The following is a 22,017-nucleotide window of genomic DNA, read 5'->3' on the forward strand; positions in this document are numbered from 1 at the left end:
CGATGGCGCCGCCGGCTTCCTTCCTCTGGTCCCGGCGGATCTTCCTCGCCCTGCTGTCCGGGTTCGTCCTGGTGCCGGTCTACGTGATGGTCTCCAGCTCGCTGAAGCCGCTCGCGGACGTGTCGGGGAAGTTCCGCTGGCTGCCCAGCGGCCTCACGATCCGGCCGTACATCGACATCTGGTCGACGATCCCGCTGGCGCGCTACTTCACCAACTCCCTGATCGTGGCGGGCGCGGCGACCGTGTGCTCGGTGGTCATCGCGGTGTTCGCCGCGTACGCCGTCAGCCGCTACAGCTTCCGCGGCAAGCGCGTCTTCACGGTGACCGTGCTGTCGACGCAGATGTTCCCCGGCATCCTCTTCCTGCTCCCGCTCTTCCTCCTCTACGTCAACATCGGCAACGCCACCGGCATCGCCCTGTTCGGCTCGCGCGGCGGGCTGATCCTGACGTACCTCACCTTCTCCCTGCCGTTCTCCATCTGGATGCTGATCGGCTACTTCGACTCGGTGCCGCGCGACCTGGACGAGGCCGCCCTCGTGGACGGCTGCGGCCCGCTCGGCGCCCTCTTCCGCGTCGTCGTCCCGGCGGCCGTCCCCGGCATCGTCGCGGTCGCCGTCTACGCCTTCATGACCGCCTGGGGCGAGGTGCTCTTCGCCTCCGTCATGACCAACGACACCACCCGCACCCTGGCCGTCGGCCTGCAGGGCTACTCGACCCTCAACGACGTGTACTGGAACCAGATCATGGCTGCCTCGCTCGTGGTCAGCGTGCCCGTGGTGGCCGGCTTCCTGCTGCTGCAGCGCTACCTCGTCGCCGGCCTGACGGCAGGAGCCGTCAAGTGACCGCCACCTCCTCCTTTTCTCCCGAAGGGACCTCCGCTTCCGTGACCATCGACCTCGCCGCGTTCCCGGCCGACTTCCTGTGGGGCACCGCCACGTCGGCGTACCAGATCGAGGGAGCCGTCGCCGAGGACGGCCGCTCGCCGTCGATCTGGGACACCTTCTCGCACACCCCCGGCCGGACCGCCGGCGGCGACCACGGGGACGTGGCCTGCGACCACTACCACCGCTGGCGCGAGGACATCGCGCTGATGCGCCGCCTCGACGTCAACGCCTACCGGCTGTCGGTCGCCTGGCCCCGGGTGATGCCCGGCGGCGACGGACCCGTCAACCCCAAGGGCCTCGCCTTCTACGACGAGCTGGTGGACGGCCTGCTGGAGGCGGGCATCACCCCGTCCGTCACCCTCTACCACTGGGACCTGCCGCAGGCGCTGCAGGACCGCGGCGGCTGGCCCGAGCGGCACACCGCCCTCGCGTTCGCCGACTACGCCGCGGCCGTCGCCGAGCGCCTCGGCGACCGCGTGCGGCTGTGGACCACCCTCAACGAGCCGCTGTGCTCGGCGTGGATCGGCCACCTGGAGGGCCGCATGGCCCCCGGCTGGCGGGACCTCACCGCCGCCGTGCGCGCCTCCTACCACCTGCTCCTCGGCCACGGCCTCGCCGTCCAGGCGATCCGCGCCGCCGTGCCGCACGCCGAGGTCGGCATCGTCAACAACCTCTCCCCGATCCACCCGGCCACCGACCGCGCCGACGACCGCGCGGCCGCCCGCCGCCTCGACGGCCACACCAACCGCTGGTGGCTCGACCCGGTGCACGGCCGCGGCTTCCCCGCCGACATGCGGCAGGTGTACGGCGTCGACCTGCCGGAGCGGTCCGGCGACCCGGAGGTGATCGCCGCGCCGCTGGACTGGCTCGGCCTGAACTACTACTTCCCGCAGACGGTCGCCCACGACCCCGACCCGGCCGCCCCCGCCCCCTACGTCCGCACGGTCAGCCGCGCCGGCGTGCCCCGCACCGGCATGGACTGGGAGATCGACGCGAGCGGCATCGAGTCGCTGCTGCTGCGCCTCACCGAGGACTACGGCGCCCGCCGGCTCTACATCACCGAGAACGGCTCGGCCTACCCCGACGTCGTCCGCCCCGACGGCACCGTGGACGACCCGGAGCGCCGCGCCTACCTGGAGGCCCACCTGTCCGCCTGCGCGTCCGCCCTGCGCAAGGGCGTCCCCCTGGCCGGCTACTTCGCCTGGTCCCTCCTGGACAACTTCGAGTGGGCGTACGGCTACGACAAGCGCTTCGGCCTGGTCCACGTGGACTACACGACCCAGAAACGCACGATCAAGGGCTCCGGCCACCGCTACGCGGAGATCATCCGGGCGCACCGGGGGGCGGGGAGGGAGGCGGCCTGACGGGGCGGGGACCGGCCGGAGGGGGAGCGGAGCGGCCCTGGGACCGGTGCCCGAGACGGCCAGGGCCGCGTGCCCGAGAGGGCCAAGGGCCGGTGCCCGGTCGGGGTTTCGGAGCCGTGGCGGCAGCCGGCCGGTGTCCGTTCCCCGAAACCCAGTTCGCACCGGCGGCGTCCGCCTGGCACCATGGGGCGCTGCTGTGCGCGTGGGCGTGAGTCGAGCGTCCTTACCGAGGGGAGAGCCGTGGCGGACTGGATCTACATCCTCAATCCTCAACTGGACATGCTGGACGGTGAACCGACCGACCGGGAGGCGATACGCCGGCTGGCCGAGGAGGAGCCGGAACTGGAACTCTGGCTCAGCCGCCGCAACCGCATGGTGCGGGGCGACCGCCTGTGGTTTTTCTTCACCCAGCCCGACGCGGTGGTCTCCGCCGTGGCCGAGGTCGACGAGGAACCCTGGCAGGACCCCGACGACCCCGAGGTGTCCTACCTCGTCGCGGCCACGCTGCTGACCGAGGCGACCAAGGCGCTGCACCGGGACCCGGTGGGCCGCGACGACCTGGGGCTCGGGCAGGTGCGGACGGTGCAGAAGGTGAAGCCGCAGGCGCTGCCCGTCCTGCTGGAGAGAGCCGGCCTCTGACCCTCCCCGCCCGGATCACACGAAGGAGAGAGAGCCCCACGTGCCGCACGCCAAGGACGCGCAGCGGAGTCTGTTCGCCCGGCAGTCCCGCGTCCGCGGGCTGATGCTCGGCCTGGCGCTCGGCGACACCCTCGGTGCGGCCCGGGGCACCCTGCCCGCCACCGGGCCGCTGCCGGCCGGTGTCAGCACCCAACTGGCCTGCTTCACCGCCGAGGGCATCATCCGCGCCCAGGTCCGCGGCAACCACAAGGGCATCTGCTACGCCCCCGGCGTGGTCCTGCACGCGTACAGCCGCTGGGCCTACCTGCAGGGCATCGCGCCGGAGAAGATGCGGCAGCGCTGGAACCCGTACGACACCAAGGGCTGGCCGGACGGCTGGCTCGCGGGCGTGCCGGCGCTGGCGCAGCGGCGGGGCAGCGCGCCCGCGACGGTGACGGCCCTGTCCCGGATCGAGCAGGGCGAGCCGGACATGGCCACGCCGAGCCGGGGCTGCCACGCGCTGACCCGGGCGCTGCCGGTCGCGGTCACCGGCCCGGTGGGCGTCGGGCAGGCCGCCCCGCTCGCCGCCCTCACCCACGGTGACAAGGCCGCGCAGAACGCCACCGCGCAGGCGGCGTTCCTCGCCCACCACTGCCTGAGCCACCCTGCCCCCGGTTCCGCCGAGGCCGTCCGGGAAGCGCTGCACGCGGGCCTCGCCGCCCTCCCGGTCAAGGGCGTGCCGGTCACCGAGCAGGAGCAGGGGCGGCTGGCGGAGGCCCTGCGCTGCGCGGCCGCCGAACCGGCCCGGCCGGGCCACCTGATGCGCCTCGCCCCCGATCCCACGGCCCCCGCGGCCCTGCTCGGCGGCGTGTACGCGGCGGCGTCCTTCCCCGCCCGCGCCGACCTCCGCGCGGCGCTCGCCTTCGCCGCCGCCGCGCCGGACGGAGACTCCGTCGCGTGCGTGACCGGCGCCCTGCTGGGAGCGGTCCACGGCGTGGAGGCCCTCCCCGCGGACCTGATCAGCCGGCACGAACTGGCCTGGGTCCTGGACACGTTGGCCCGCGACATGACCCTGGAACTCGACGACTCCCCGAGCGGCATGGAGCATGTCGAGGCCTGGGACCCCCACTGGTGGGACCGCTACCCGGGCTGGTGAGACGGGTTTTCCTCGGATTTCCTCCGCGCCGTCCTCACCCTTGGTGTGAGGACGGCGCGCTGGTCTGTCCTCTCGAGCGGGACATGCGCTCTTTTGAAAATGAATGTCATGTGGCAGAGTGAGGGGCATGCTCACCGCCCCCACTCCTTCCGCGCCGTCCGGCCTCGGTGATCTTCTGGGCCGCCTTACTGCATATGATGTGCAAGTGCGACATCAAGGCAGCAATGAGTACCGCGTCCGGCCCGCCACCCCCGACGACCTAGACGGGGCGCGTTCCGTCATGCTCGACACCGTCTACCGGGACTTCGGGACCGGGTACGTGCCGCGCTGGCACGGCGACATCGTCGACCTGGCCGGCGCCTACCTCGTCCCGCCCCGCCACACCCTCCTCGTGGCCGTGGACCCCGAGGGGCAGGTCGTCGCCACCGGTGCGCTCGACTCCCGCGGTCCCGCGCACCCGCCCAACCCCCGCCCGCTCGCCGAGCGTTACCCCTCCGGCACCACCGCGCAGCTCCGCCGCGTCTACGTCCGCCCCGAGCACCGCAGGCGCGGTCTCGCCCGGCGGATCGTGCGCGACCTGCTCGCCTTCGCCGCCGCCGACGGCGGCTACCGTGCCGTCTATCTGCACACCGACCCGGCCGTCCCGGGCGCCGAGGCGTTCTGGCGGTCGCTCGGCACGGTCGTGCACGACGAGCGCGACCCCGCCCGGGGCGGGCAGGGCATCGTGCACTTCGAGGTGCCCCTCGCCGTTCCCGCCGAGGCGGTGAACCGGTGACCTCCATACGCTCCTTGGCCTCCGCGCGCCCCCTGGTCTCCGAGCGGTCCAGGACCCCGGTACGGGCCACTTCCCTCCCGCGCCGGCGCCGGCTGCTCGTCTCCCTCGCTCTCGTCCCGCTCCTCGCCGGCTGCTTCGCCGAGAAGGACGGGGGAGAGGGTGCCCGGGCCGCCGGTGGCGCCCGGCTGCGGGTCGCGCTCGCCTTCCCGCCCGCCGAGAACCTCTCCCCGTACGGCGCGGACGCCACCCTCCTCAGCCGGCTCGGCGTCACCGAGGGCCTGACCGCCCTCGACGCCAACGGCACCGCCATGCCCGCGCTCGCCGCGTCCTGGCGCCGTGAGGACGCCCGCAGCTGGCGCTTCACCCTGCGCGACGCCGTCTTCCAGGACGGCACCGAGGTGACCCCGGCCGCCGTCGCCGCCTCCCTCGGCCGTGCCACGCGAGCCAAGCCCGCCCCCGCAGCCCTGAACGGCGTCACCCTCACCGCCCGCGCGGACGGCGGCCACGACGTGCGCGTCACCACCGCCGCACCCGACCCGATCCTGCCGTTGCGGCTGGCGAGCCCCAGCCTCGCCGTGCTCTCCCCGAAGGCGTACGACCGCCACGGGCGCGTCGACCCGGTCGGCACCGGCACCGGGCCCTTCCGGCTCACCCGGGTCACCGGCACCACGTCCGCCACCCTCGAACGGCACGACGGCTACTGGGGCGGCCTCGCCCACGCCGCCGGCATCGACGTCCGCTTCATCGCCGACGGCACCGCCCGCGCCAACGCCCTGCGCACCGGCGAGGCCGACATCGCCGAGGCCGTCCCCGTCGCCCAGGCCGCCACCCTTCCCGCGGGCACCCGCCGCGAGACCGCCACCACCCGGACCACCAGCCTGCTGCTCAACGCCCGGCGCGGCCCCTTCGAGGACCCGGGGACCCGGGCCGCCGTCCGCGCCGCCGTCGACCCCGCCGCCCTCGCCCGAGGCGTCTACGAGGGACACGCGGACCCCGGCGCCGGCATCTACGGGCCCGCCGTCACCTGGGCCGCGGGCCGGCGCGTGCCGCCCGCGCACCCCGAGCCGGCCGCCGCCGACGGCACCGCCCTCACCCTCGCCACCTACGACAACCGGCCCGAACTCCCCGAAGTGGCCCAGGTGCTGAAGCAGCAACTGGAGAAGGCCGGGTTCCGGGTCACCCTCCAGGTGCGGGAGTACTCACGGCTGGAGAGCGACGCGCTCGCCGGGAAGTTCGACGCGTTCGTCCTCGCCCGCAACACCCTCGTCGACACGGGCGACCCCGTCGCCGTCCTCGCCGGCGACCACACCTGCCGGGGCAACTACAACATCGCCCAGCTGTGCGACCCGGACGTCGACCGGGCCGTCGCCCGGGCGGAGGCCACCGAGGACACCGGCGCCCGGCAGCAGGCCGTCATGGCCGCCGAAGCCACGATCCTCGGCACCGACGCCGTCGTCCCGCTCGTCCACCAGCGGATCGTCACCGGCGTCGCCACCTCCGTGCGGGGCGTCCTGCTCGACCCCTACGAGCGCACCCTCGTCGGTCCGGGGACCCGCCGCTGACCATGCGCACCACCCTCCGCTCCCTGCTGTGGCGCACCGCCCTCGCGGCCGGCCTGGTGTGCGCCGTCGGGCTGCTGCCCTGGCTGGCGCACACCGACCCGGCCCTCACCGTCCTCAAGGCGCGCTCCGCCGACCGCGACCCCGACCCGCGGGTACTGGCCGACATCCGCGCCCAACTAGGGCTCGACGAAGGACCGTTGACCCTCCTCGGGCGGTGGCTGGCCGGGCTGCCGCGCGGCGACGCCGGCCGGTCCTGGCTGAACGGCACCGACGTCACCCCCGCCGTGCTCGACGCCCTCGGCGCGTCCCTGTTGCTGATGACGGCGGCCCTCGCGGTCGCCGCCGTCACCGCCGCCCTGGTCACCGCCGGCACCCTGGGCGGCGGCCCGGCCGGACTGCGGCGCGCAGCCGCCGCGCACCGCCGCCGCGGCGGCAGCGGTACCGCCGTCCTCGCCGCGCTGCCGGAGTTCCTCACCGCGTCCCTGCTCGCCACCGTCGTCGGCGTCCAGCTCGGCTGGCTGCCCGCCCTCGGCTGGTACGGGCCGCGGTGGACGATCCTGCCCGCGCTCGCCCTCGGCCTGCCCGCCGGCGCCGTGCTCGGCCGGCTCCTCGACGACCTGCTGCCCGCCGCCCTCGCCGAGCCGTGGGCCCGGGCCGCCGCCGCCCGCGGACTGCCCCGCCGCCGCATCGCCCGCCAGGCCGTACGCCGCTGCCTGCCCGCGCTGCTGCCCAACACCAGCCTGTTCGTCGTCGGCATGACCGGCGGCGCGGTCGCCGTCGAGCAGGTCTTCGACATCCCCGGCCTCGGCCGGACGACCCTGCAGGCCGCCCTCGCCCAGGACCTGCCCGTCCTGCAGGCCGGCACGCTCGCGCTGCTGCTCCTCGCGGCCGCCGCCACCGCGCTCGCCCACCTCGCGAGCCGCCTGCTGACCGGCCCCGCCCTGCGCGACGGCGCCCTGCCCACCCTGCACCCGCCCGCGCCGCCCGCCCGGACCGCCCTGCCCCTCGTGTACGGCGGTGCCCTCGCCGCCGTCGTCGCGCTCGGCCTGCCGCGCGACCCGCTGGCCGTCGACACCGGCGCCCGCCTTCACCCCCCGTCCCTGCCGCATCCCTTCGGCACGGACGCGCTCGGCCGGGACGTGCTCGCCCGCGTCGCGCAGGGCGCCCTGGACACCCTGCTGCTCGCCGTCTCCATCGGCGCCGCCGCGCTGCTCGCCGGGGTGCTGCTCGGGCTGGCGCCCCGGCTGTCCGGGCCGCTCGCCGACACCGTCAACGCCGTCCCGCCCGTCCTCGTCGCCCTGCTGGTCACCGCCGTGCACGGCGGCGGCGCCACGACCCCCGCGCTCGCCGTGCTCGCCGTCGCCTGGGCGCCCCTCGCCACGCACACCTCGGCCCTGCTGCGGCAGGAACGCGCCACCACCCACCTGGCGGCCACCCGCGCGCTCGGCGCCGGCCGGGCGCACCTGCTGCGGCGCGTCCTGCTGCCCGCCGTCCTGCCGTCCGTCGCCCGGCACGCGCTGCTGCGGCTGCCCGGCACCGCGCTCGCCCTGGCCTCGCTGAGCTTCCTCGGCCTCGGCGCGCAGCCCCCGTCCCCCGAGTGGGGCCTGCTGCTGGCCGAGAACCAGCCCTACGCCGAACGCGCCCCCTGGACCGTCCTCGCCCCCGCCGCCGCCCTCGCCCTGCTCGGCGCGCTGGCCGTCGGCGCGGCGGCCGGAGTGCGCCTGCCGCGCCGCCGCCGGGCCCGCGCGCAACTCCCGCTGCCGCGAACCGAGTACGCCGCGTGACCCCGCTGCTCAGGCTGCTGATCCTCACCCAACTGGCCTTCAACATCGGCTTCTTCGCCGTGCTGCCGTTCCTCGCCGACCACCTCGGGCGCTCGGTGGGCATGGCGGGCTGGCTGGTCGGATTCGTGCTGGGGCTGCGCACCTTCAGCCAGCAGGGGCTGTTCGTGGTCGGCGGCGCGCTCACCGACCGCCACGGCATCCGTCCCGTCGTCCTGACCGGCTGCGCGCTCAGGATCGCCGGCTTCGTCTGGCTCGGGTACGCCGAGCACCCTGGGGCGGTGATCGGCGCAGTGCTGCTCATCGGGTTCGCCGCCGCGCTGTTCTCGCCCGCCGTCGAGTCGGAGGTGGCCCGGCAGGCCGTCGCCCGCGAGGAGGCCGGCGGGGGGCCGCGCACCCGGGTGCTGGCGCTGTTCACGGTCGCCGGGCAGGCGGGCGCGTTCCTCGGGCCGCTGCTCGGCGCGCTGCTGCTGGACGTCGACTTCCGCACGGTGTGCCTCGCCGGCGCCGGGATCTTCGTGCTCGTCCTCGCCGGGCACGCCTGGCTGCTGCCGCAGCGCGTTCCCGGGCGGACGCCCGTCCGGGTGCGCGGCGGTCTCGGCCCGCTGCTGCGCAACGGCCGTTTCCTCGGCCTGTGCTGCGCCTACGGCGCCTACCTGCTCGCCTACAACCAGCTCTACCTCGCGCTGCCCGCCGAGGTGGAGCGGGCGGCCGGCTCGCAGGCGCCGCTGGCCTGGCTGTTCGCGCTGTCCTCGCTGCTGGTGGTGGCCGCCCAGCTGCCGGTGACGCGGCTGGTGGGGGAGCGGCTCGCCCCGCGTCCGGCGATGGCGGCGGGACTGAGCCTGATCGCGGCCGGGTTCACGGTCGTCGCCGTCGCGCGTCCGTCCGGCACGAGCGGGGCGCGCGGGCTGCTGCCGGCCGCCGGGTTCGTCGTCCTGCTGACGCTCGGTCAGATGCTGGTCGCGCCCGCCGCCCGCGCCTGGGTGCCCGACCTCGCCGCCGAGGGCCGCCTCGGCCTCTACACGGGCGCCCTGTCCTCGGTGTCCGGCCTGATCGTGCTCGCCGGCAGCGCCGCGACCGGAACCCTGCTCGACTCCGGGCTGCCGCCGTCCGTGTCCTGGCTGGCCCTGGCCGCCGTCCCGCTCGCGGCCATCGCGCTGCTGCCGCGCGGAACGGGAACTCCGGCGGCGTGAACGTTTCCCCGGCCGGAGGATCAGCGGCGTGCACCTCAGCGGGCGGCCAGGTCCAGCTCCTCGGCGCACACCGGGGATATGTCCGGCAGGGTGTGCGCACGCCGCCACAGCCACACCACGTCCCGGCCGAAGGACCACGACAGCAGGGCCAGCGCCAGCAGCACCACGCCGGCCGTGGCGGCCCCCGGCAGCAGATGCGAGGAGGCCAGCAGCAACAGGACGCCCTGCAGCGCGGCCACCGTCTTGCGGGCGGTGCTCGGCGGGAGCGGCGCCGTCAGCCACGGCCACACCCGCGCGGCGGCGACGAACACGTAGCGCATCGAGCCGATCAGCAGCACCCACGGACCGAGGTCAAGCGCCACGTACACGCTGAGCACCAGGATCAGGAACGCGTCGACCTCCATGTCGAAGCGGGCGCCCAGCGCCGTCGAGGTGCCGGTGCGGCGGGCCACCTTGCCGTCCACGCCGTCCAGCAGCAGCGCCACCGCGGTCAGCGCCACGAACAGCGTCACCGGCGGCGCGCTCTCGAAGGAGTCCGCGACCAGGGCCGTCACGCCGCCGACGAGGGTCGCGCGGCCGAGGGTGACCCGGTTGGCGGGGCCGAAGGAGTCCAGGCCCGACCGGTGCAGCGCCCGGGACAGCACCGCCCAGCTGGCCAGTGCGAAGACGAGGCCGGTCAGCCAGCCCGCCGGGCCCAGCCCGATCACCGTGCCGAGCAGCGCCAGCAGCAGGAGCTGCACACCCGCTCCCACCGCCGGCTCCTGCTGGACGGGCCTCGCTGCGTACAGGTTGTTCAGGGCCACGCTCACCCTCCGGCCGAGTGACAGAGTCGATCAACGCCGCGTACTGTGCGCGGCCTGTGCGTATCCCCGTACGTGCACCACGTTCCGATCGTTCAGGAGGATGCCGATGAGCCGATCCGCACGCGCGTTCTGGCTGCGCTCGCCGGGACACGGCGAGATCCGCGAGGTGGCCCTGCCGGAACCCGCCGAGGGGGAGGCGGTGGTGCGCACGCTCTACACCGGCGTCAGCCGCGGCACCGAGACCCTCGTCTTCCGCGGCGGGGTGCCCCAGAGCCAGTACGCCGCGATGCGCGCCCCGTTCCAGGAGGGCGACTTCCCGGGCCCGGTGAAGTACGGCTATCTCAACGTCGGCGTGGTGGAGGAGGGTCCGCGGCAGCTGACCGGGCGGACCGTGTTCTGCCTGTACCCGCACCAGACGCGGTACGTCGTGCCCGCCGCCGCCCTCACCGTCGTCCCCGAGCACGTGCCGGCCGGGCGGGCCGTGCTGGCCGGCACCGTGGAGACCGCCGTGAACGCGCTGTGGGACGCCGCCCCGCTGGTCGGGGACCGCGTCGCCGTGGTCGGGGGCGGCATGGTCGGCTGCTCGGTGGCCGCGCTGCTCGCCCGCTTCCCCGGCGTCCGCGTCCAGCTGGTGGACACCGACCCGGCCCGGGCCCGCACCGCCGAGGCGCTCGGCGTCGGCTTCGCCGCACCCGAGGACGCCCTCGGCGGATGCGACCTCGTGATCCACGCCAGCGCCACCGAACAGGGACTCGCCCGCGCCCTGCAGCTCCTCGCCGCCGAGGGCACGGTCGTCGAACTGAGCTGGTACGGCGACCGCCGCGTGTCCCTGCCGCTCGGCGAAGCCTTCCACTCCCGCCGCCTGACCATCCGCGGCAGCCAGGTCGGCACCGTCTCCCCGGCCCGGGCCTCCCGCTCCTACGCCGACCGGCTCGCCCTCGCCCTCGACCTGCTGGCCGACCCCGCCCTGGACGCCCTGATCACCGGCGAGTCCGCCTTCGACGACCTGCCCGAGGTGCTGCCCCGTCTCGCGTCCGGCGACCTGCCCGCCCTGTGCCACCGGATCGCCCACCCGGACGCCTGACGCGCGACGGCGCCGGACGGGCCACGCCCGACGCCGGGCCGGCTCCCGGCCGCAACCGGTGCCTGACCCGCCGGCCGTGCTCGGGCCCCGCCCGGCGCGAGACCGGCTCTCTGCCCCGACCGGTGTCTGACCTGAGAAAAAGAGTGCGAAGGCACTGAACGCGGGGAAGCGAAGAGCCGTACTACACGGCATCCCCGGCGGTCATCGGCCGGGGAACCGACGCGCCGCACCTGGAGGGTCGTCCGTTGTTCAGTGTCACCGTCCGCGATCACATCATGATCGCCCACAGCTTCCGCGGCGAGGTCTTCGGCCCCGCGCAGCGACTGCACGGGGCGACGTTCCTGGTGGACGCCACCTTCCGGCGCGAGCAGCTGGACGACGACAACATCGTCGTCGACATCGGTCTGGCCACCCGTGAACTGGGCGCTGTCGTCGGCGAGTTGAACTACCGCAACCTCGACAACGAGCCGGACTTCGCCGGGGTCAACACCTCCACCGAGTACCTGGCCAAGGTCATCGCCGACCGCCTCGCCGAACGCGTCCACCAGGGCGCGCTGGGCGAGGGCGCCCGGGGCATCGCCGGGATCGCCGTCACGCTCCACGAGTCCCATGTGGCGTGGGCGAGTTACGAGCGTGCGCTGTGACCGGCACGACGACGCGCACCCGGCGGCTCGCCCACATACCGGCGCAGCCCGCGTCCCCGACCGACGGCGGGATCATCCCCATGTCCCTGCGCACCGCGCACTTCGTGATGCCGGCCGGCGTCGACGACCCGGCCGCGCCGAGCGGCGGCAACGCCTACGACCGGCGGGTCGGCCTGGACCTGCCCGGCTTCGGCTGGCAGCCGCACGCCCACCTGGTGGCCGGCGCCTGGCCCCGCCCGGACGCCGCCGCCCGCGCCGCCCTGGAGCGCACCCTGCGGGAGATCCCCGACGGCTCGGTCGTCCTCCTGGACGGCCTGGTCGCCTGCGGTGTCCCTGAGGTCGTCGTCCCGGCGGCGCGCCGGCTGTCCCTCGCCGTCCTCGTCCATCTGCCGCTCGGCGACGAGACCGGCCTCGACCCGGCCGTCGCCGCCGACCTGGACGCCCGCGAGCGGGCCGTCCTGCGGGCCGTCCCGGCGGTGATCGCGACCAGCGCCTGGGCCGGCCGCCGGCTCGTCGCCCACCACGGCCTCGCCCCCGACGCGGTGCACGTCGCCGCGCCCGGCGCCGACATCGCCCCCCTCGCGCCCGGCACCGACGGCGTCTCCCGCCTGCTGTGCGTCGCCGCCGTCACCCCGCGCAAGGGCCAGCACCGGCTCATCGAGGCGCTGGCCCAGGTGACGCATCTGCCCTTCACCTGCGAGCTGGTGGGCGGCGTGAGCCAGGACCCGGCGCACGTCGCCCGGGTCCGTGACGCGATCCGTTCGCACGGCCTCGGCGACCGCGTCCGCCTCGCGGGTCCGCGCACCGGCGCCGCCCTCGACGCCCATTACGCCGCCGCCGACCTGATGGTCCTCGCCTCCGCCGGCGAGACGTACGGCATGGCGGTCACGGAGGCCCTCGCCCGCGGCGTACCCGTGCTGGCCACCGACGTCGGCGGCCTGCCCGAGGCGCTCGGCCGCGCCCCCGACGGCACCCGGCCCGGCCTCCTCGTCCCGCCGGACGACCCCGCCGCCCTCGCCACCGCGCTGCGCGGCTGGTTCGGCGACCCGGACCTGCGGCGCCGGCTGCGCGGCGCCGCCCGCGCCCGCCGGGCCGCCCTGAGCGGCTGGGCCACCACCGCTCAGCGCCTCGCGGCCGTCCTCGGCCGACTTCCGGACCTCTCGGGGAGGACGGCATGACCGAGTCGACGACGACCCCCGCCGGCTGGCTGCCCGCCCCGCCCGCGCCGGACCGGGCGGCCGGCACGGTGATCCCCGGTGCCGGGCCCGTGGACCGGCCGGCCGGCCGGGACACCGTACGGCTGCGGCAGGACGCCCCCGAGGAGCCACCCCGGTACGCGCCCGAGTGGCTGCGGCTGCGGGAACCGGCCGACGCGGCGGCCCGGGCGGCCGAGCTGTTGGAGCCGTTGCGCGAGCGGCTCACCGGCGGCTCCCGCGGGCTGGTCGTGCACGACCTGGGCTGCGGCACCGGCTCCATGGGCCGCTGGCTCGCGCCCCGCCTGGACGGCGCCCAGCACTGGATCCTGCACGACCGCGACCCCTACCTGCTGCACTTCGCCGCGGTCGGCGCCCCCCAGGCCGCCGCCGACGGCAGCCGCGTCACCGTGGAGACCCGCCGCGGCGACCTCGCCCGGCTCACCCCCGACGCCTTCGCCGGCGCCGGACTGGTCACCGCCTCCGCGCTGCTGGACGTCCTGACCCGCGACGAGGTCGACGCCCTCGCCGCCGCGTGCGCCGGCGCCGGCTGCCCGGCGCTGCTCACCCTCTCCGTCGCCGGACGCGTGGAGCTCACCCCCGCCGATCCCCTGGACGCGGAGATCACGGCCGCCTTCAACGCCCACCAGCGGCGCACCGGCCTGCTCGGCCCCGACGCCGTCACCGCCGCCTGCGAGGCCTTCGCCGCGCACGGCGCCACCGTGCGGGTCCGGCCCAGCCCCTGGCGACTCGGCCCCGTGGACCCCGATCTGACGGAGCAGTGGCTGCGCGGCTGGGTCGGCGCCGCCGTCGAGCAGCGGCCCGAACTGGCCGAACGCGCCGAGGCCTACCTCACGGCCCGGCTCGCCTCCCTGGCGGCGGGCGCACTGCGCGCGGTGGTCCACCACAGCGACCTGCTCGCCCTGCCCCGCGTGGACGGGGGAACGGCATGAGCGGGGCGACGGCGGCCCCCCGCCGGCGCACCGCCGGACCGCGGGCGGCCCTGCGCCGGCGCGGACTCCTCCTCGGGGCCACCGTCCGGCGGTGCGTCCGGGGACCGGGGGCGGAGGCGGGAGCGGCCGGGCGACACCACGGCACGCGCGCGTCCACGGCCACGCACCCCCAGACGGAGAACCACACGGGGGACCCCGGGCAGGAAGCGCGCGGCACCGGGACGGCCCTGCGCCGGCACCTCGGCACGCTCGCCGGGGTGCTGATCCTCGGGGTGCTGCTCGCGCGGCTCGGCACCGGCGCGTTCCTCGACGGGCTGCGCCGCATCGACGCGCCCACCCTCCTCGCGGCCGTCGCCATCGGCGCGCTCACCACGGCGTGCAGTGCCTGGCGCTGGTCGCTGGTGGCCCGCGGGCTCGGCCTGCGGCTGCCCTTCGGCAGCGCGCTCACCGGCTACTACCGCGCGCTGTTCCTCAACGCCGCCCTGCCCGGCGGAGTCCTCGGCGACGTGCACCGCGCGGTGCGGCACGGGCGCGGCAGCGGGGACATGGGCCGGGGCGTGCGGGCGGTCGTCCTCGAACGCGCCGCCGGGCAGGCCGTGCTCGCCGTCTTCGCGCCGGCCGTGCTGCTCGTCGCGCCGTCCCCGGTCCGCGACGACGTACGGCACGCCCTCCCCCTCGTCGCGCTCGCGGGGGTCGGCGCGCTCGCCGTCGTCCTCGCCCTGCGCATGAACCGCGCGCCCGGGACGGCCTCCCGGCGGACGCGGGCACTGCGCGCGGCGCTCGCGGAGGCCCGCGAGGGCCTGCTGTCCCGGCGCAACGGGCCCGGCGTGCTCGTCTCCTCGGCCGTCGTGCTGGCGGGACATCTGGCGACGTTCGTGCTCGCCGCCCGGGTCGCCGGGGCGGGCGCCTCCGTGCCCGTGCTGCTGCCGCTCGCGGTGCTCGCCCTGCTCGCGATGGGGCTGCCCCTGAACGTCGGCGGGTTCGGGCCGCGCGAGGGCGTCACGGCCTGGGCGTTCGCCGCCACCGGGCTCGGCGCGGACACCGGCCTCGCGGTCGCGGTCGTCTACGGCGTGCTGTGCTTCGCGGCCGCCCTGCCCGGCGCCGTGGTGCTCCTGACCGGCCACCGCGCGCCGGACGCCGCCGGCCGCTCCTCGGGGGGCGCCGACCGGACGGCCGACCCGTCCGGTGCCGACGCCCCCGCTCACTCCCGCGCCGACGTCAGCAGGTCGAAGTACGGCGCGAAGGAGTCCGTGAGGCTCGCCAGCAGTTCCCCGCCCTTGTCCGCCGACCCCAGGGAAGGACGGCCGATGACTCCCGAAGCCGTATAGGCGGACATGCCCACGGTGAGCAGATGACGGCGGTCGTCCGCGACCACATCGGCGGACTCGTATCCGGGCCGGACCACTTCGGGGTGAGCGTGCAGCAGAACGGACGTCTCGATCTCGCCCGCGTGCATGTCGGTGAGCAGCGACGTGGCGACGCCCGCCCGCTCGCGCGCCGCCTCCCAGTCCTCCGCCGCGGGGAACAGCGCCATCCGCTCGCCGCGCGCGGACGCCTCCTGGACGACGTTGCCGAGCACGTAGTTGCCGCCGTGGCCGTTGACGACGACCAGGGCGCCGACGCCGGAGCGGCGCAGCGAGGCGGCGATGTCGTTCACCACCGCGTGCAGGGTGACCGCGGAGATGCTGACGGTCCCCGGCCAGCCGGCGTGCTCGTGCGAGCAGGAGATCGTCACCGGGGGCAGCAGCCGCACCGGGTACGCGGCGGCGATCTCCCGGGCGATCGCGCAGGCGACGAGCGTGTCCGTGGCCAGCGGCAGGTACGGGCCGTGCTGCTCGAAGCTGCCGACGGGAAGGACGGCGACCTGTGCTGAACCGTCCGCCGCCCGCATCCGTACGTCTTCGGTGGTGTCCCACGGCACCAGCCCGCGTCCCGCCGGCACCGGGCCGCGTCCCGCCACCGGACCCTGTTCCGCCGACCCCGAGCCCGAACCACTCATCTTTTCACGGCCTTTCGTACGGAGCTGAGGAATCAGATCATGACAGAGAACAGCACGGCGCCCCTCGGCGTCCTCGGCACGAAGCAGGACCGGCGCACGGGTGTCGAACGCGTCGTGACCGCCCCGCTGCCGACGGTGTACGGGATGTTCCAGGCGATCGGTTTCCTGGACCACGACGGCGGCGAGGAGCAGGTCGCCCTCGTGCACGGCGACCTCGGCACCGAGAACGTCCTGACCCGGCTGCACTCGGAGTGCCTGACCGGGGACGCCTTCGGCTCCCGGCACTGCGAGTGTGGCGACCAGCTGGCCGCCGCGCTGCGCGCGGTGGTCGCCGAGGGCAGCGGCGTCGTGCTGTATCTGCGCGGCCACGAGGGCCGGGGCATCGGGCTGCTGGCCAAGCTGCGGGCGATGGCGCTGCAGGCGGAGGGCCTGGACACCGTCGAGGCGAACCTGGCGCAGGGCCTGCCGGTGGACGCGCGGGACTACGGCGCCGCCGCCGGGATGCTGCGCGACCTGGGCGTGGAGTCGGTGCGGCTGATGTCCAACAACCCGCGCAAGCGGGAGGCGTTGCTGCGCCACGGCATCGGCGTCGCCGAGCAGGTGCCGCTGCTGATCCCGCCGTGCGAGAACAACATCACGTATCTGCGCACCAAGCGCGAGCGGATGGACCACCACCTGCCGCACCTGGACGCGGTGGCCCACTGGTCCTGACCGGCCGAGGGACGCGGTGGCGCACTGGTCCTGACCGGCCGCGGGACGCGGTGGTCCACGGGGCGCGGTCGGCCGCGGGACGCGGTGGACCACCGGTCCTGATCGGTCGCGGGAGGCCGGGGCGCAACGGTCCCGGTCCGGCCGCTGGATCCCGGGGCGCACCGGTTCCGGTCCGGCCGCGGGACGCCGTGGCGGGTCAGTCGGTGACCGCTTCGTGGACGAGCCGCCGCAGTTCCGGGAACAGGCGCAGGGACCGGCGGGGCCGCAGCTGGGTCATGAACTGCACGGTCAGGTCCCGGCCGGGGTCCACCCAGAAGGTCGTGGTCGCCACCCCGCTCCAGCCGAAGGTGCCGAGCCCGGCCGGCGCCTGGGTGCGGGCGGGGTCGACGACGACGGAGACGCCGAGGCCGAAGCCGACGCCGTCGTTGCCGGGTTCGTCGTGCGCCGGGCGGCTGCCGAACGCCCTGAGGTCGGCGCCGCCCGGCAGCTGGTTGCGGGTCATCTCCGCGACCGTCCGCGGCGCGAGCAGCCGTACGCCGTCGAGTTCGCCCCGGCGGCGCAGCATCTCCATGAAGCGGTGCCAGTCGGGCGCGGAGGACACCAGGCCGCCGCTGCCGGACAGGAAACGGGGCCGTCCGCGCAGCGGCAGCCCCGCGATCGGCGTGATCCCGCCGTCGTCCGCGTCGCCGTACAACTCGGCGAGCCGGCCGGTGTGTTCCCCGGGGACGCTGAAGCCGGTGTCGGTCATGCCGAGCGGGCGGAAGATCCGCTCGGCGAAGAACGCGTCGAGCGGCTGCCCGGAGACCACCTCGACGACCCGGCCGAGCACGTTGGAGGCGACCGAGTAGTTCCACTGGGTGCCCGGATCGAACTGCAGCGGCAGGCTCGCGTACGTCTCGATCGTCTCGGCCAGGTCGGCGCCCGGCCGCACCGAGGACGCCAGGCCCGCCTCGCGGTACAGGGCGTCCACCGGGTGGGTGTGGTAGAAGCCGAAGGTCAGACCGGCGGTGTGGGTCATCAGGTGCCGGATCAGGATCGGCCCCGAGGCGGGCCGGGTGCGCACGTCCGCGCCCTCCCCGCCGACGTACACGCGCGGTGCGGCGAAGGCCGGCAGATACCGCTCCAGGGGGTCGTCGAGGGCCAGCCGCCCCTCCTGCACCAGCAGCAGCGCGGCGACCGCGGTGACCGGCTTGGTCATCGAGTAGATCCGCCACAGCGTGTCCGGTGTGACCGGCAGGCCGGCGGCGAGGTCCCGCCGGCCGTGACAGGTCAGGTGCGCGACGCGCCCGCCGCGTGCGATCGCGATCAGGAACCCGGGCAGGCGGCCGTCGTCGACGAGCCGGACGACATGCCGGTCGAGCCGGTCCAGTGCCTTGGCGTCCAGGCCGGCCTCGTCCGGCTCGACCTCTTGTCGCAGCAGTGTCATCGCGTGTCCCCTGTCGCCGCAGTTCACCCCGTGGCATACCCCGCCGGTGCGCCGTCAGACGTCACCGCCGCGCGCGGACGGCGGACCGCGTACCCGCCTTCACCGGCGGCTCCCCGGCCTCCACGGGCGGCTCCCCGGCCTCCACGGGCGGCTCCCCGGCCTCCACGGGCGGCTCCCCGGCCTCCACGGGCGGCTCCTCGCCGTCCCGCCCCGGAAGGGCGCGCGCCGCTAGCGCCGCGGCGGCCACCACGGCGGCCAGGACCACCAGCGGCACCCGGGGACCCGCCAGGCCCCACAGCGTGGTCGCGGCCGCGACCCCCAGCACCGGGCCGATGTTCAGCGCCGTCTGCTGCAGACCGCCCGCCACGCCCGCCGAGCGCGCGGCGGCCTGCCGTACGACGACATGGGTGGCCGCCACCATCACCGTGCCGAAGCCCGCGCCGAGCAGAGCGAACCCGGCGCCGAAGGCGAGCGGGCCGGAGGCACGGGCGAGGACGGCCAGGCCCAGCGCGAGCACCGCCAGCGCGGCCGCCGTCGTCCGGCGCGCCCCGGCCCGGCGCAGCGCGACGGCGCACCCGGGCGCGGCCACGATCATCAGCGCGGCCAGCGGCAGGGCGGTCAGCGCACAGTGCAGCGGATCCAGGCCGAGGTCGCGCTGCAGGACGTACACGCAGGTGAACAGGGCGCCCTGCAAGGCGGCCGACGCGGCGACGAGCAGCGCGAGCGCGGCGGCGACCCCCGGCGCGGCGACCGCGCCGGCGGGCACCAGCGGCGCGGCGGCCCGCCGCTCGTGGCGGACGAAGGCCAGTGCCGCGCCGGCGGCCACCGCGAGCTCCAGCACGCGCGCCGGGGACCATCCGGACGCCGGGAGCGCGACGAGCGCGTGCACGAAGACGGCCAAGGCGAGGGCGAGCAGCAGGGCACCGGGCAGGTCGAGCCGGGCCACCTGGCGCTGCCGCCTCGGTGTGCGGTCGGCGGTCCGCCCGGACCCGGGGGCGTGACCGGCTCCGTCCCCTCCGGTCTCCTTCTCCTGCGCGTCCGTGCTCACGTCCCGCCCGGCCAGGGCCAGCCCGGCGAGTACGGCCGCCGGGACGACGTTCACCAGGAACACCGCACGCCAGCCCACCGCTGTCGTCAGGGCACCGCCCACCAGGGGCCCCGTCGCGGCCGCCAGGCCGATGACGGCGGTGCGGGCGGCGAGCGGTCCGCGCAGGCGCTCCGGCGGGTAGGCGGCGCGCAGCATGCCGAGCGTGGCCGGCTGGAGCAGCGCCCCGAAGACGCCCTGGACGATCCGCAGTCCGACGACCCAGCCGACGCCCGGCGCGAGGGCGATGCCCGCCGAGGCGGCACCGAAGCCGAGCAGACCGGCGGCGAAGGCGCGCCGGTGCCCGTACAGGTCGGCGAGGCGCCCGGCGAGCACCAGCAGCCCCGCCACCGCGATGAGATAGCCGGTGCTGGTCCACTGCACCTGCCCGACCGTCGCGTGCAGGTCCGCGCCGAGCGCGGGCTGCGCGACGGTGAGGACCGTGCCGTCCAGGGCGACGATCGCCGCGCCGCCGACGCTGCACGCCAGAGCGGCCGGCCGCTTCACCGGCCCGCCCCGGAACCGAGGTGGGCGTCCAGCACGGCCCGCAGCAGCGGGGCGAAGTCCTCACTGCCGGTGGCCAGTTGGAGGCTGCCCCAGCGCCACAGCTGGGCGACGCCGTGCAGGTTCGCCCACAGCGCGGCCGCCACCGTGCGCGCGTCGGCGTCCGGGCGGACCCGGCCCACGAGGTCCACGAGCACACCGAACAGCGGCAGGCTGGTCTCCCGCAGCCCCAGATGACCGCTGGCCAGCAGATCATGACGGAACATCAGCTCGTACATGCCGGCGTTGTCCCGGGCGAACTCCAGGTGGATACGGGCGAGGTCCTCGACGCGCTCGCGCGGTGCGGCCTCGGCGTCCACGGCCGCGACCCGCGCGCCCAGGTCGCCGAAGCCGCGCCGGGCGATGGCCGACAGCAGTTCGAGATGCGTGGGGAACCAGCGGCGCGGCGCCCCGTGCGAGACCCCGGCGCGCCGGGCGATCTCCCGCAGGGTCAGGGCCTGGACGCCCTCGCGGGCCACGAGCTCCACGCCCACGTCGACGAGACGGGTGCGCAGGTCGGCGGGGTCGGCGGCGGCCCAGGGCCGGGAATCGGCGGCTGAGGGCGAATCGGGTTCCGCGGGAGTGGTGGACGCGGACTCGTCGGAGGTCATAGACAGTGTCTACCAGGCGCGCGTAGACACTGTCTACTCGGCGTTGCGGACGTGGTGCTCCGCACGGGAATTCCGCTCGCGCCCCGGGAGTTGACCTGACATGACTCACGACTCGACTCAGGACGCGCTGCTCGCCCTCCTCGCCGAGCAGCGCGGCGGGGTGCTGGTCACCCTCAAGCGCGACGGACGTCCGCAGCTGTCGAACGTCAGCCACCACTACGACCCCGACGAGCGGGTCATCCGCGTCTCGATCACCGACGACCGCGCCAAGACCCGCAACCTGCGCCGGGACCCGCGTGCCTCGTACCACGTCACAAGCGGCGACCGGTGGGCCTACACGGTCGTCGAGGGGACCGCCGAGCTGACGCCGGTGGCGAAGGACCCGTACGACGAGACCGTGGAGGAGTTGGTGCGCCTGTACCGGGCCCTCGCGGGGGAGCACCCGGACTGGGACGACTACCGCGCCGCGATGGTCCGCGACGGCCGCCTGGTGCTCCGGCTGCCCGTGGAACGGGCGTACGGCATCCCCAAGGGCGACAACCGGGGCTGACCCGACCGCCCGACCGCGGCTGACCCGACCGGCCCCGTCACGGGCGGGCCGGCGCCGCCCCGGCCCGCGCGGCTGACTCCTCGGTGCAGGCCCGAGCGGTGTGCTCCTCGGCCCCGGCCCGCGCCGCGCGCTCGTCCGTCCCGGCGGCCGCGGCGGCGTGCTCCTCGTCCCCGGCCCTCCCGGTCCGTGCCTCGATGGCCCGCAGGACCGCGACCATGTCCGCGCCGCCGTGCCCGAGCGCCACCGTCTCCTCGAACAGCGCGTGGCAGGCGTCGAGGAGGGGTGAGGCGAGTCCCCGGGCGCGGGCGGCCTCGGCGATCAGCCGGTTGTTCTTCAGCACGTCCAGCGCGGCGGCCTGCACGCCGAAATCACCGGCCAGCAGCTTCGGCGCCTTCATCCGGGACACCGAACTGGCCATCGGCCCCGCGTCCAGCACGTCGAGGAACAGCGCCGGGTCCAGCCCCTGCCGCCCGGCGAAGTGGAACGCCTCGGTCAGACCCGTCACCTGAGTGATCAGGAAGAGGTTCACCGCCAGCTTCATCAGCAGCGCGTTCGGCGCGGCACCGCACACGAACGTCTGCCCGCACATCGGTGCCAGCAGCGGCCGTACCGCGGACACGGCCGCCTCCTCCCCGGCCAGCAGCGCCACGAGGCGCCCCTGCTCCGCCGGCACCCGCGACCCGGAGACCGGGGCCTCCACATAGCGGCCGCCCGCCGCGCGCACCTCGGCCTCCAGGGCGTGGGAGTACTGCGGCGCCGTGGTCCCCATGTGGACGACGATCCGCCCGGCGACCCGCGCGGCGAAGTCGGGGGTGTGCCGGGCGAGCACGGCGTCGACGGCCGTCTCGTCCGCGAGCATCAGCAGGACGGCGTCGGCCCCCGCGAACACCGCGGCCGCGTCGTCGGCCACCGTGGCACCGGCGGCGCGCAGCGGCTCGGCGCGGGACGGCGTGCGGTTCCACACCGTCAGCGGGGTCCCGGCGGCGGCCAGGCGGAGCGCCATGGGCTGTCCCATGACCCCGAGTCCGATGAAACCGACGTGCATGGGTCCGCCCTCCTCGGCCGGGACTATGACAGCGGTCA

General features: G+C 75.9%; 20 protein-coding genes and 1 pseudogene. 15 read left to right on the plus strand and 6 right to left on the minus strand.

Going from position 1 to position 22,017, the window contains the following annotated elements:
- The first annotated feature begins 2 nt into the window (after window positions 1-2).
- From ACF1AL_RS07915 to ACF1AL_RS07950, 8 genes are all read left to right on the plus strand, one after another.
- Complete coding sequence (locus tag ACF1AL_RS07915; protein ID WP_384206086.1) at window positions 3-842, plus strand: carbohydrate ABC transporter permease; 840 nt, start codon at window positions 3-5, stop codon at window positions 840-842.
- 41 nt (window positions 843-883) lie between these two features.
- On the plus strand, window positions 884-2,248 hold the full coding sequence (locus ACF1AL_RS07920) for a GH1 family beta-glucosidase (protein ID WP_391779843.1): 1,365 nt from the start codon (window positions 884-886) through the stop codon (window positions 2,246-2,248).
- Window positions 2,249-2,488: 240 nt separating this feature from the next.
- Entirely contained in the window at window positions 2,489-2,887 is a 399-nt protein-coding gene (locus tag ACF1AL_RS07925; protein WP_366836818.1) for a hypothetical protein, read from the plus strand.
- 40 nt (window positions 2,888-2,927) lie between these two features.
- Window positions 2,928-4,022 carry an ADP-ribosylglycohydrolase family protein gene (locus ACF1AL_RS07930; RefSeq protein ID WP_391695550.1) on the plus strand — a complete coding sequence of 365 codons (1,095 nt, stop codon included), beginning with the start codon at window positions 2,928-2,930 and terminating at the stop codon, window positions 4,020-4,022.
- A 280-nt stretch (window positions 4,023-4,302) separates the two neighbouring features.
- A complete protein-coding gene (locus tag ACF1AL_RS07935) occupies window positions 4,303-4,797 on the plus strand; it encodes a GNAT family N-acetyltransferase (protein WP_391825716.1) in 495 nt (164 codons plus the stop codon).
- 32 nt (window positions 4,798-4,829) lie between these two features.
- A complete protein-coding gene (locus tag ACF1AL_RS07940) occupies window positions 4,830-6,359 on the plus strand; it encodes an ABC transporter substrate-binding protein (protein WP_391825717.1) in 1,530 nt (509 codons plus the stop codon).
- 2 nt (window positions 6,360-6,361) lie between these two features.
- Window positions 6,362-8,143, plus strand: coding sequence for an ABC transporter permease subunit (locus ACF1AL_RS07945; protein WP_391825571.1), 1,782 nt, complete (start codon window positions 6,362-6,364; stop codon window positions 8,141-8,143).
- Window positions 8,140-9,333 carry an MDR family MFS transporter gene (locus ACF1AL_RS07950; RefSeq protein ID WP_391825572.1) on the plus strand — a complete coding sequence of 398 codons (1,194 nt, stop codon included), beginning with the start codon at window positions 8,140-8,142 and terminating at the stop codon, window positions 9,331-9,333. The genes ACF1AL_RS07945 and ACF1AL_RS07950 overlap by 4 nt, the downstream gene beginning before the upstream one ends.
- Before the next feature lie 35 nt (window positions 9,334-9,368).
- Here the strand turns inward: ACF1AL_RS07950 and ACF1AL_RS07955 are convergent, their stop codons facing one another.
- Window positions 9,369-10,136 (minus strand): CDP-alcohol phosphatidyltransferase family protein, encoded by a 768-nt coding sequence (locus ACF1AL_RS07955; RefSeq protein WP_384205709.1) that lies wholly within the window; start codon window positions 10,134-10,136, stop codon window positions 9,369-9,371.
- Window positions 10,137-10,242: 106 nt separating this feature from the next.
- On the opposite strand from ACF1AL_RS07955, the gene ACF1AL_RS07960 reads away from it, so the two are divergent.
- The 5 genes and pseudogenes from ACF1AL_RS07960 to ACF1AL_RS07980 all read left to right on the plus strand — a co-directional run.
- Window positions 10,243-11,220, plus strand: a complete 978-nt coding sequence (locus ACF1AL_RS07960) for a zinc-binding alcohol dehydrogenase (RefSeq protein WP_366836823.1) — start codon at window positions 10,243-10,245, stop codon at window positions 11,218-11,220.
- 245 nt (window positions 11,221-11,465) lie between these two features.
- Complete coding sequence (locus tag ACF1AL_RS07965) at window positions 11,466-11,864, plus strand: 6-carboxytetrahydropterin synthase (RefSeq protein WP_366836824.1); 399 nt, start codon at window positions 11,466-11,468, stop codon at window positions 11,862-11,864.
- Window positions 11,861-13,042, plus strand: coding sequence for a glycosyltransferase family 4 protein (locus ACF1AL_RS07970; protein ID WP_391825573.1), 1,182 nt, complete (start codon window positions 11,861-11,863; stop codon window positions 13,040-13,042). Before ACF1AL_RS07965 ends, ACF1AL_RS07970 begins: the two co-directional genes overlap by 4 nt.
- Window positions 13,039-14,010: a trans-aconitate methyltransferase gene (locus ACF1AL_RS07975; RefSeq protein ID WP_391825574.1), complete on the plus strand. Its 972-nt coding sequence runs from the start codon at window positions 13,039-13,041 to the stop codon at window positions 14,008-14,010. Before ACF1AL_RS07970 ends, ACF1AL_RS07975 begins: the two co-directional genes overlap by 4 nt.
- A pseudogene (locus ACF1AL_RS07980) lies at window positions 14,007-15,032 on the plus strand (lysylphosphatidylglycerol synthase transmembrane domain-containing protein); the annotation flags it as partial. The gene ACF1AL_RS07975 and the pseudogene ACF1AL_RS07980, both read left to right, overlap by 4 nt.
- Window positions 15,033-15,211: 179 nt before the next feature.
- Here the strand turns inward: ACF1AL_RS07980 and ACF1AL_RS07985 are convergent.
- A complete protein-coding gene (locus ACF1AL_RS07985; RefSeq protein ID WP_391779882.1) occupies window positions 15,212-15,901 on the minus strand; it encodes a creatininase family protein in 690 nt (229 codons plus the stop codon).
- 147 nt (window positions 15,902-16,048) lie between these two features.
- Here ACF1AL_RS07985 and ribA point away from each other — a divergent pair, with 147 nt between their 5' ends.
- A complete protein-coding gene (gene ribA, locus ACF1AL_RS07990; RefSeq protein WP_384205702.1) occupies window positions 16,049-16,720 on the plus strand; it encodes a GTP cyclohydrolase II in 672 nt (223 codons plus the stop codon).
- Window positions 16,721-16,916: 196 nt separating this feature from the next.
- Here ribA and ACF1AL_RS07995 read toward each other — a convergent pair whose 3' ends face one another.
- The 3 genes from ACF1AL_RS07995 to ACF1AL_RS08005 form a co-directional block, all read right to left on the minus strand.
- Window positions 16,917-18,146, minus strand: coding sequence for a serine hydrolase domain-containing protein (locus ACF1AL_RS07995; RefSeq protein ID WP_386419786.1), 1,230 nt, complete (start codon window positions 18,144-18,146; stop codon window positions 16,917-16,919).
- 61 nt (window positions 18,147-18,207) lie between these two features.
- A complete protein-coding gene (locus ACF1AL_RS08000; RefSeq protein WP_391825575.1) occupies window positions 18,208-19,737 on the minus strand; it encodes an MFS transporter in 1,530 nt (509 codons plus the stop codon).
- Window positions 19,734-20,384 (minus strand): TetR/AcrR family transcriptional regulator, encoded by a 651-nt coding sequence (locus ACF1AL_RS08005; protein WP_391825576.1) that lies wholly within the window; start codon window positions 20,382-20,384, stop codon window positions 19,734-19,736. Before ACF1AL_RS08005 ends, ACF1AL_RS08000 begins: the two co-directional genes overlap by 4 nt.
- A 100-nt stretch (window positions 20,385-20,484) precedes the next feature.
- On the opposite strand from ACF1AL_RS08005, the gene ACF1AL_RS08010 reads away from it, so the two are divergent.
- Window positions 20,485-20,934 carry a PPOX class F420-dependent oxidoreductase gene (locus ACF1AL_RS08010; RefSeq protein WP_391825577.1) on the plus strand — a complete coding sequence of 150 codons (450 nt, stop codon included), beginning with the start codon at window positions 20,485-20,487 and terminating at the stop codon, window positions 20,932-20,934.
- Window positions 20,935-20,971: 37 nt separating this feature from the next.
- Here ACF1AL_RS08010 and ACF1AL_RS08015 read toward each other — a convergent pair whose 3' ends face one another.
- Window positions 20,972-21,979, minus strand: a complete 1,008-nt coding sequence (locus tag ACF1AL_RS08015; protein WP_391825578.1) for an NAD(P)-dependent oxidoreductase — start codon at window positions 21,977-21,979, stop codon at window positions 20,972-20,974.
- Between the last annotated feature and the right edge of the window lie 38 nt (window positions 21,980-22,017).

Source organism: Streptomyces sp. NPDC014801, from assembly GCF_043082085.1.
GTDB lineage: Bacteria > Actinomycetota > Actinomycetes > Streptomycetales > Streptomycetaceae > Streptomyces.

Bases quoted from the DNA above. Each gene is read 5' to 3' on its own strand.
- ACF1AL_RS08010 (WP_391825577.1), top strand. From the start codon at position 20,485: ATGACTCACGACTCGACTCAGGACGCGCTGCTCGCCCTCCTCGCCGAG.
- ACF1AL_RS07935 (WP_391825716.1), top strand. From the start codon at position 4,303: ATGCTCGACACCGTCTACCGGGACTTCGGGACCGGGTACGTGCCGCGC.
- ribA (WP_384205702.1), top strand. From the start codon at position 16,049: ATGACAGAGAACAGCACGGCGCCCCTCGGCGTCCTCGGCACGAAGCAG.
- ACF1AL_RS08005 (WP_391825576.1), bottom strand. From the start codon at position 20,384: ATGACCTCCGACGAGTCCGCGTCCACCACTCCCGCGGAACCCGATTCG.
- ACF1AL_RS07985 (WP_391779882.1), bottom strand. From the start codon at position 15,901: ATGCGGGCGGCGGACGGTTCAGCACAGGTCGCCGTCCTTCCCGTCGGC.
- ACF1AL_RS07975 (WP_391825574.1), top strand. From the start codon at position 13,039: ATGACCGAGTCGACGACGACCCCCGCCGGCTGGCTGCCCGCCCCGCCC.
- ACF1AL_RS07915 (WP_384206086.1), top strand. From the start codon at position 3: ATGGCGCCGCCGGCTTCCTTCCTCTGGTCCCGGCGGATCTTCCTCGCC.
- ACF1AL_RS07995 (WP_386419786.1), bottom strand. From the start codon at position 18,146: ATGACACTGCTGCGACAAGAGGTCGAGCCGGACGAGGCCGGCCTGGAC.
- ACF1AL_RS08015 (WP_391825578.1), bottom strand. From the start codon at position 21,979: ATGCACGTCGGTTTCATCGGACTCGGGGTCATGGGACAGCCCATGGCG.
- ACF1AL_RS07960 (WP_366836823.1), top strand. From the start codon at position 10,243: ATGAGCCGATCCGCACGCGCGTTCTGGCTGCGCTCGCCGGGACACGGC.
- ACF1AL_RS07945 (WP_391825571.1), top strand. From the start codon at position 6,362: ATGCGCACCACCCTCCGCTCCCTGCTGTGGCGCACCGCCCTCGCGGCC.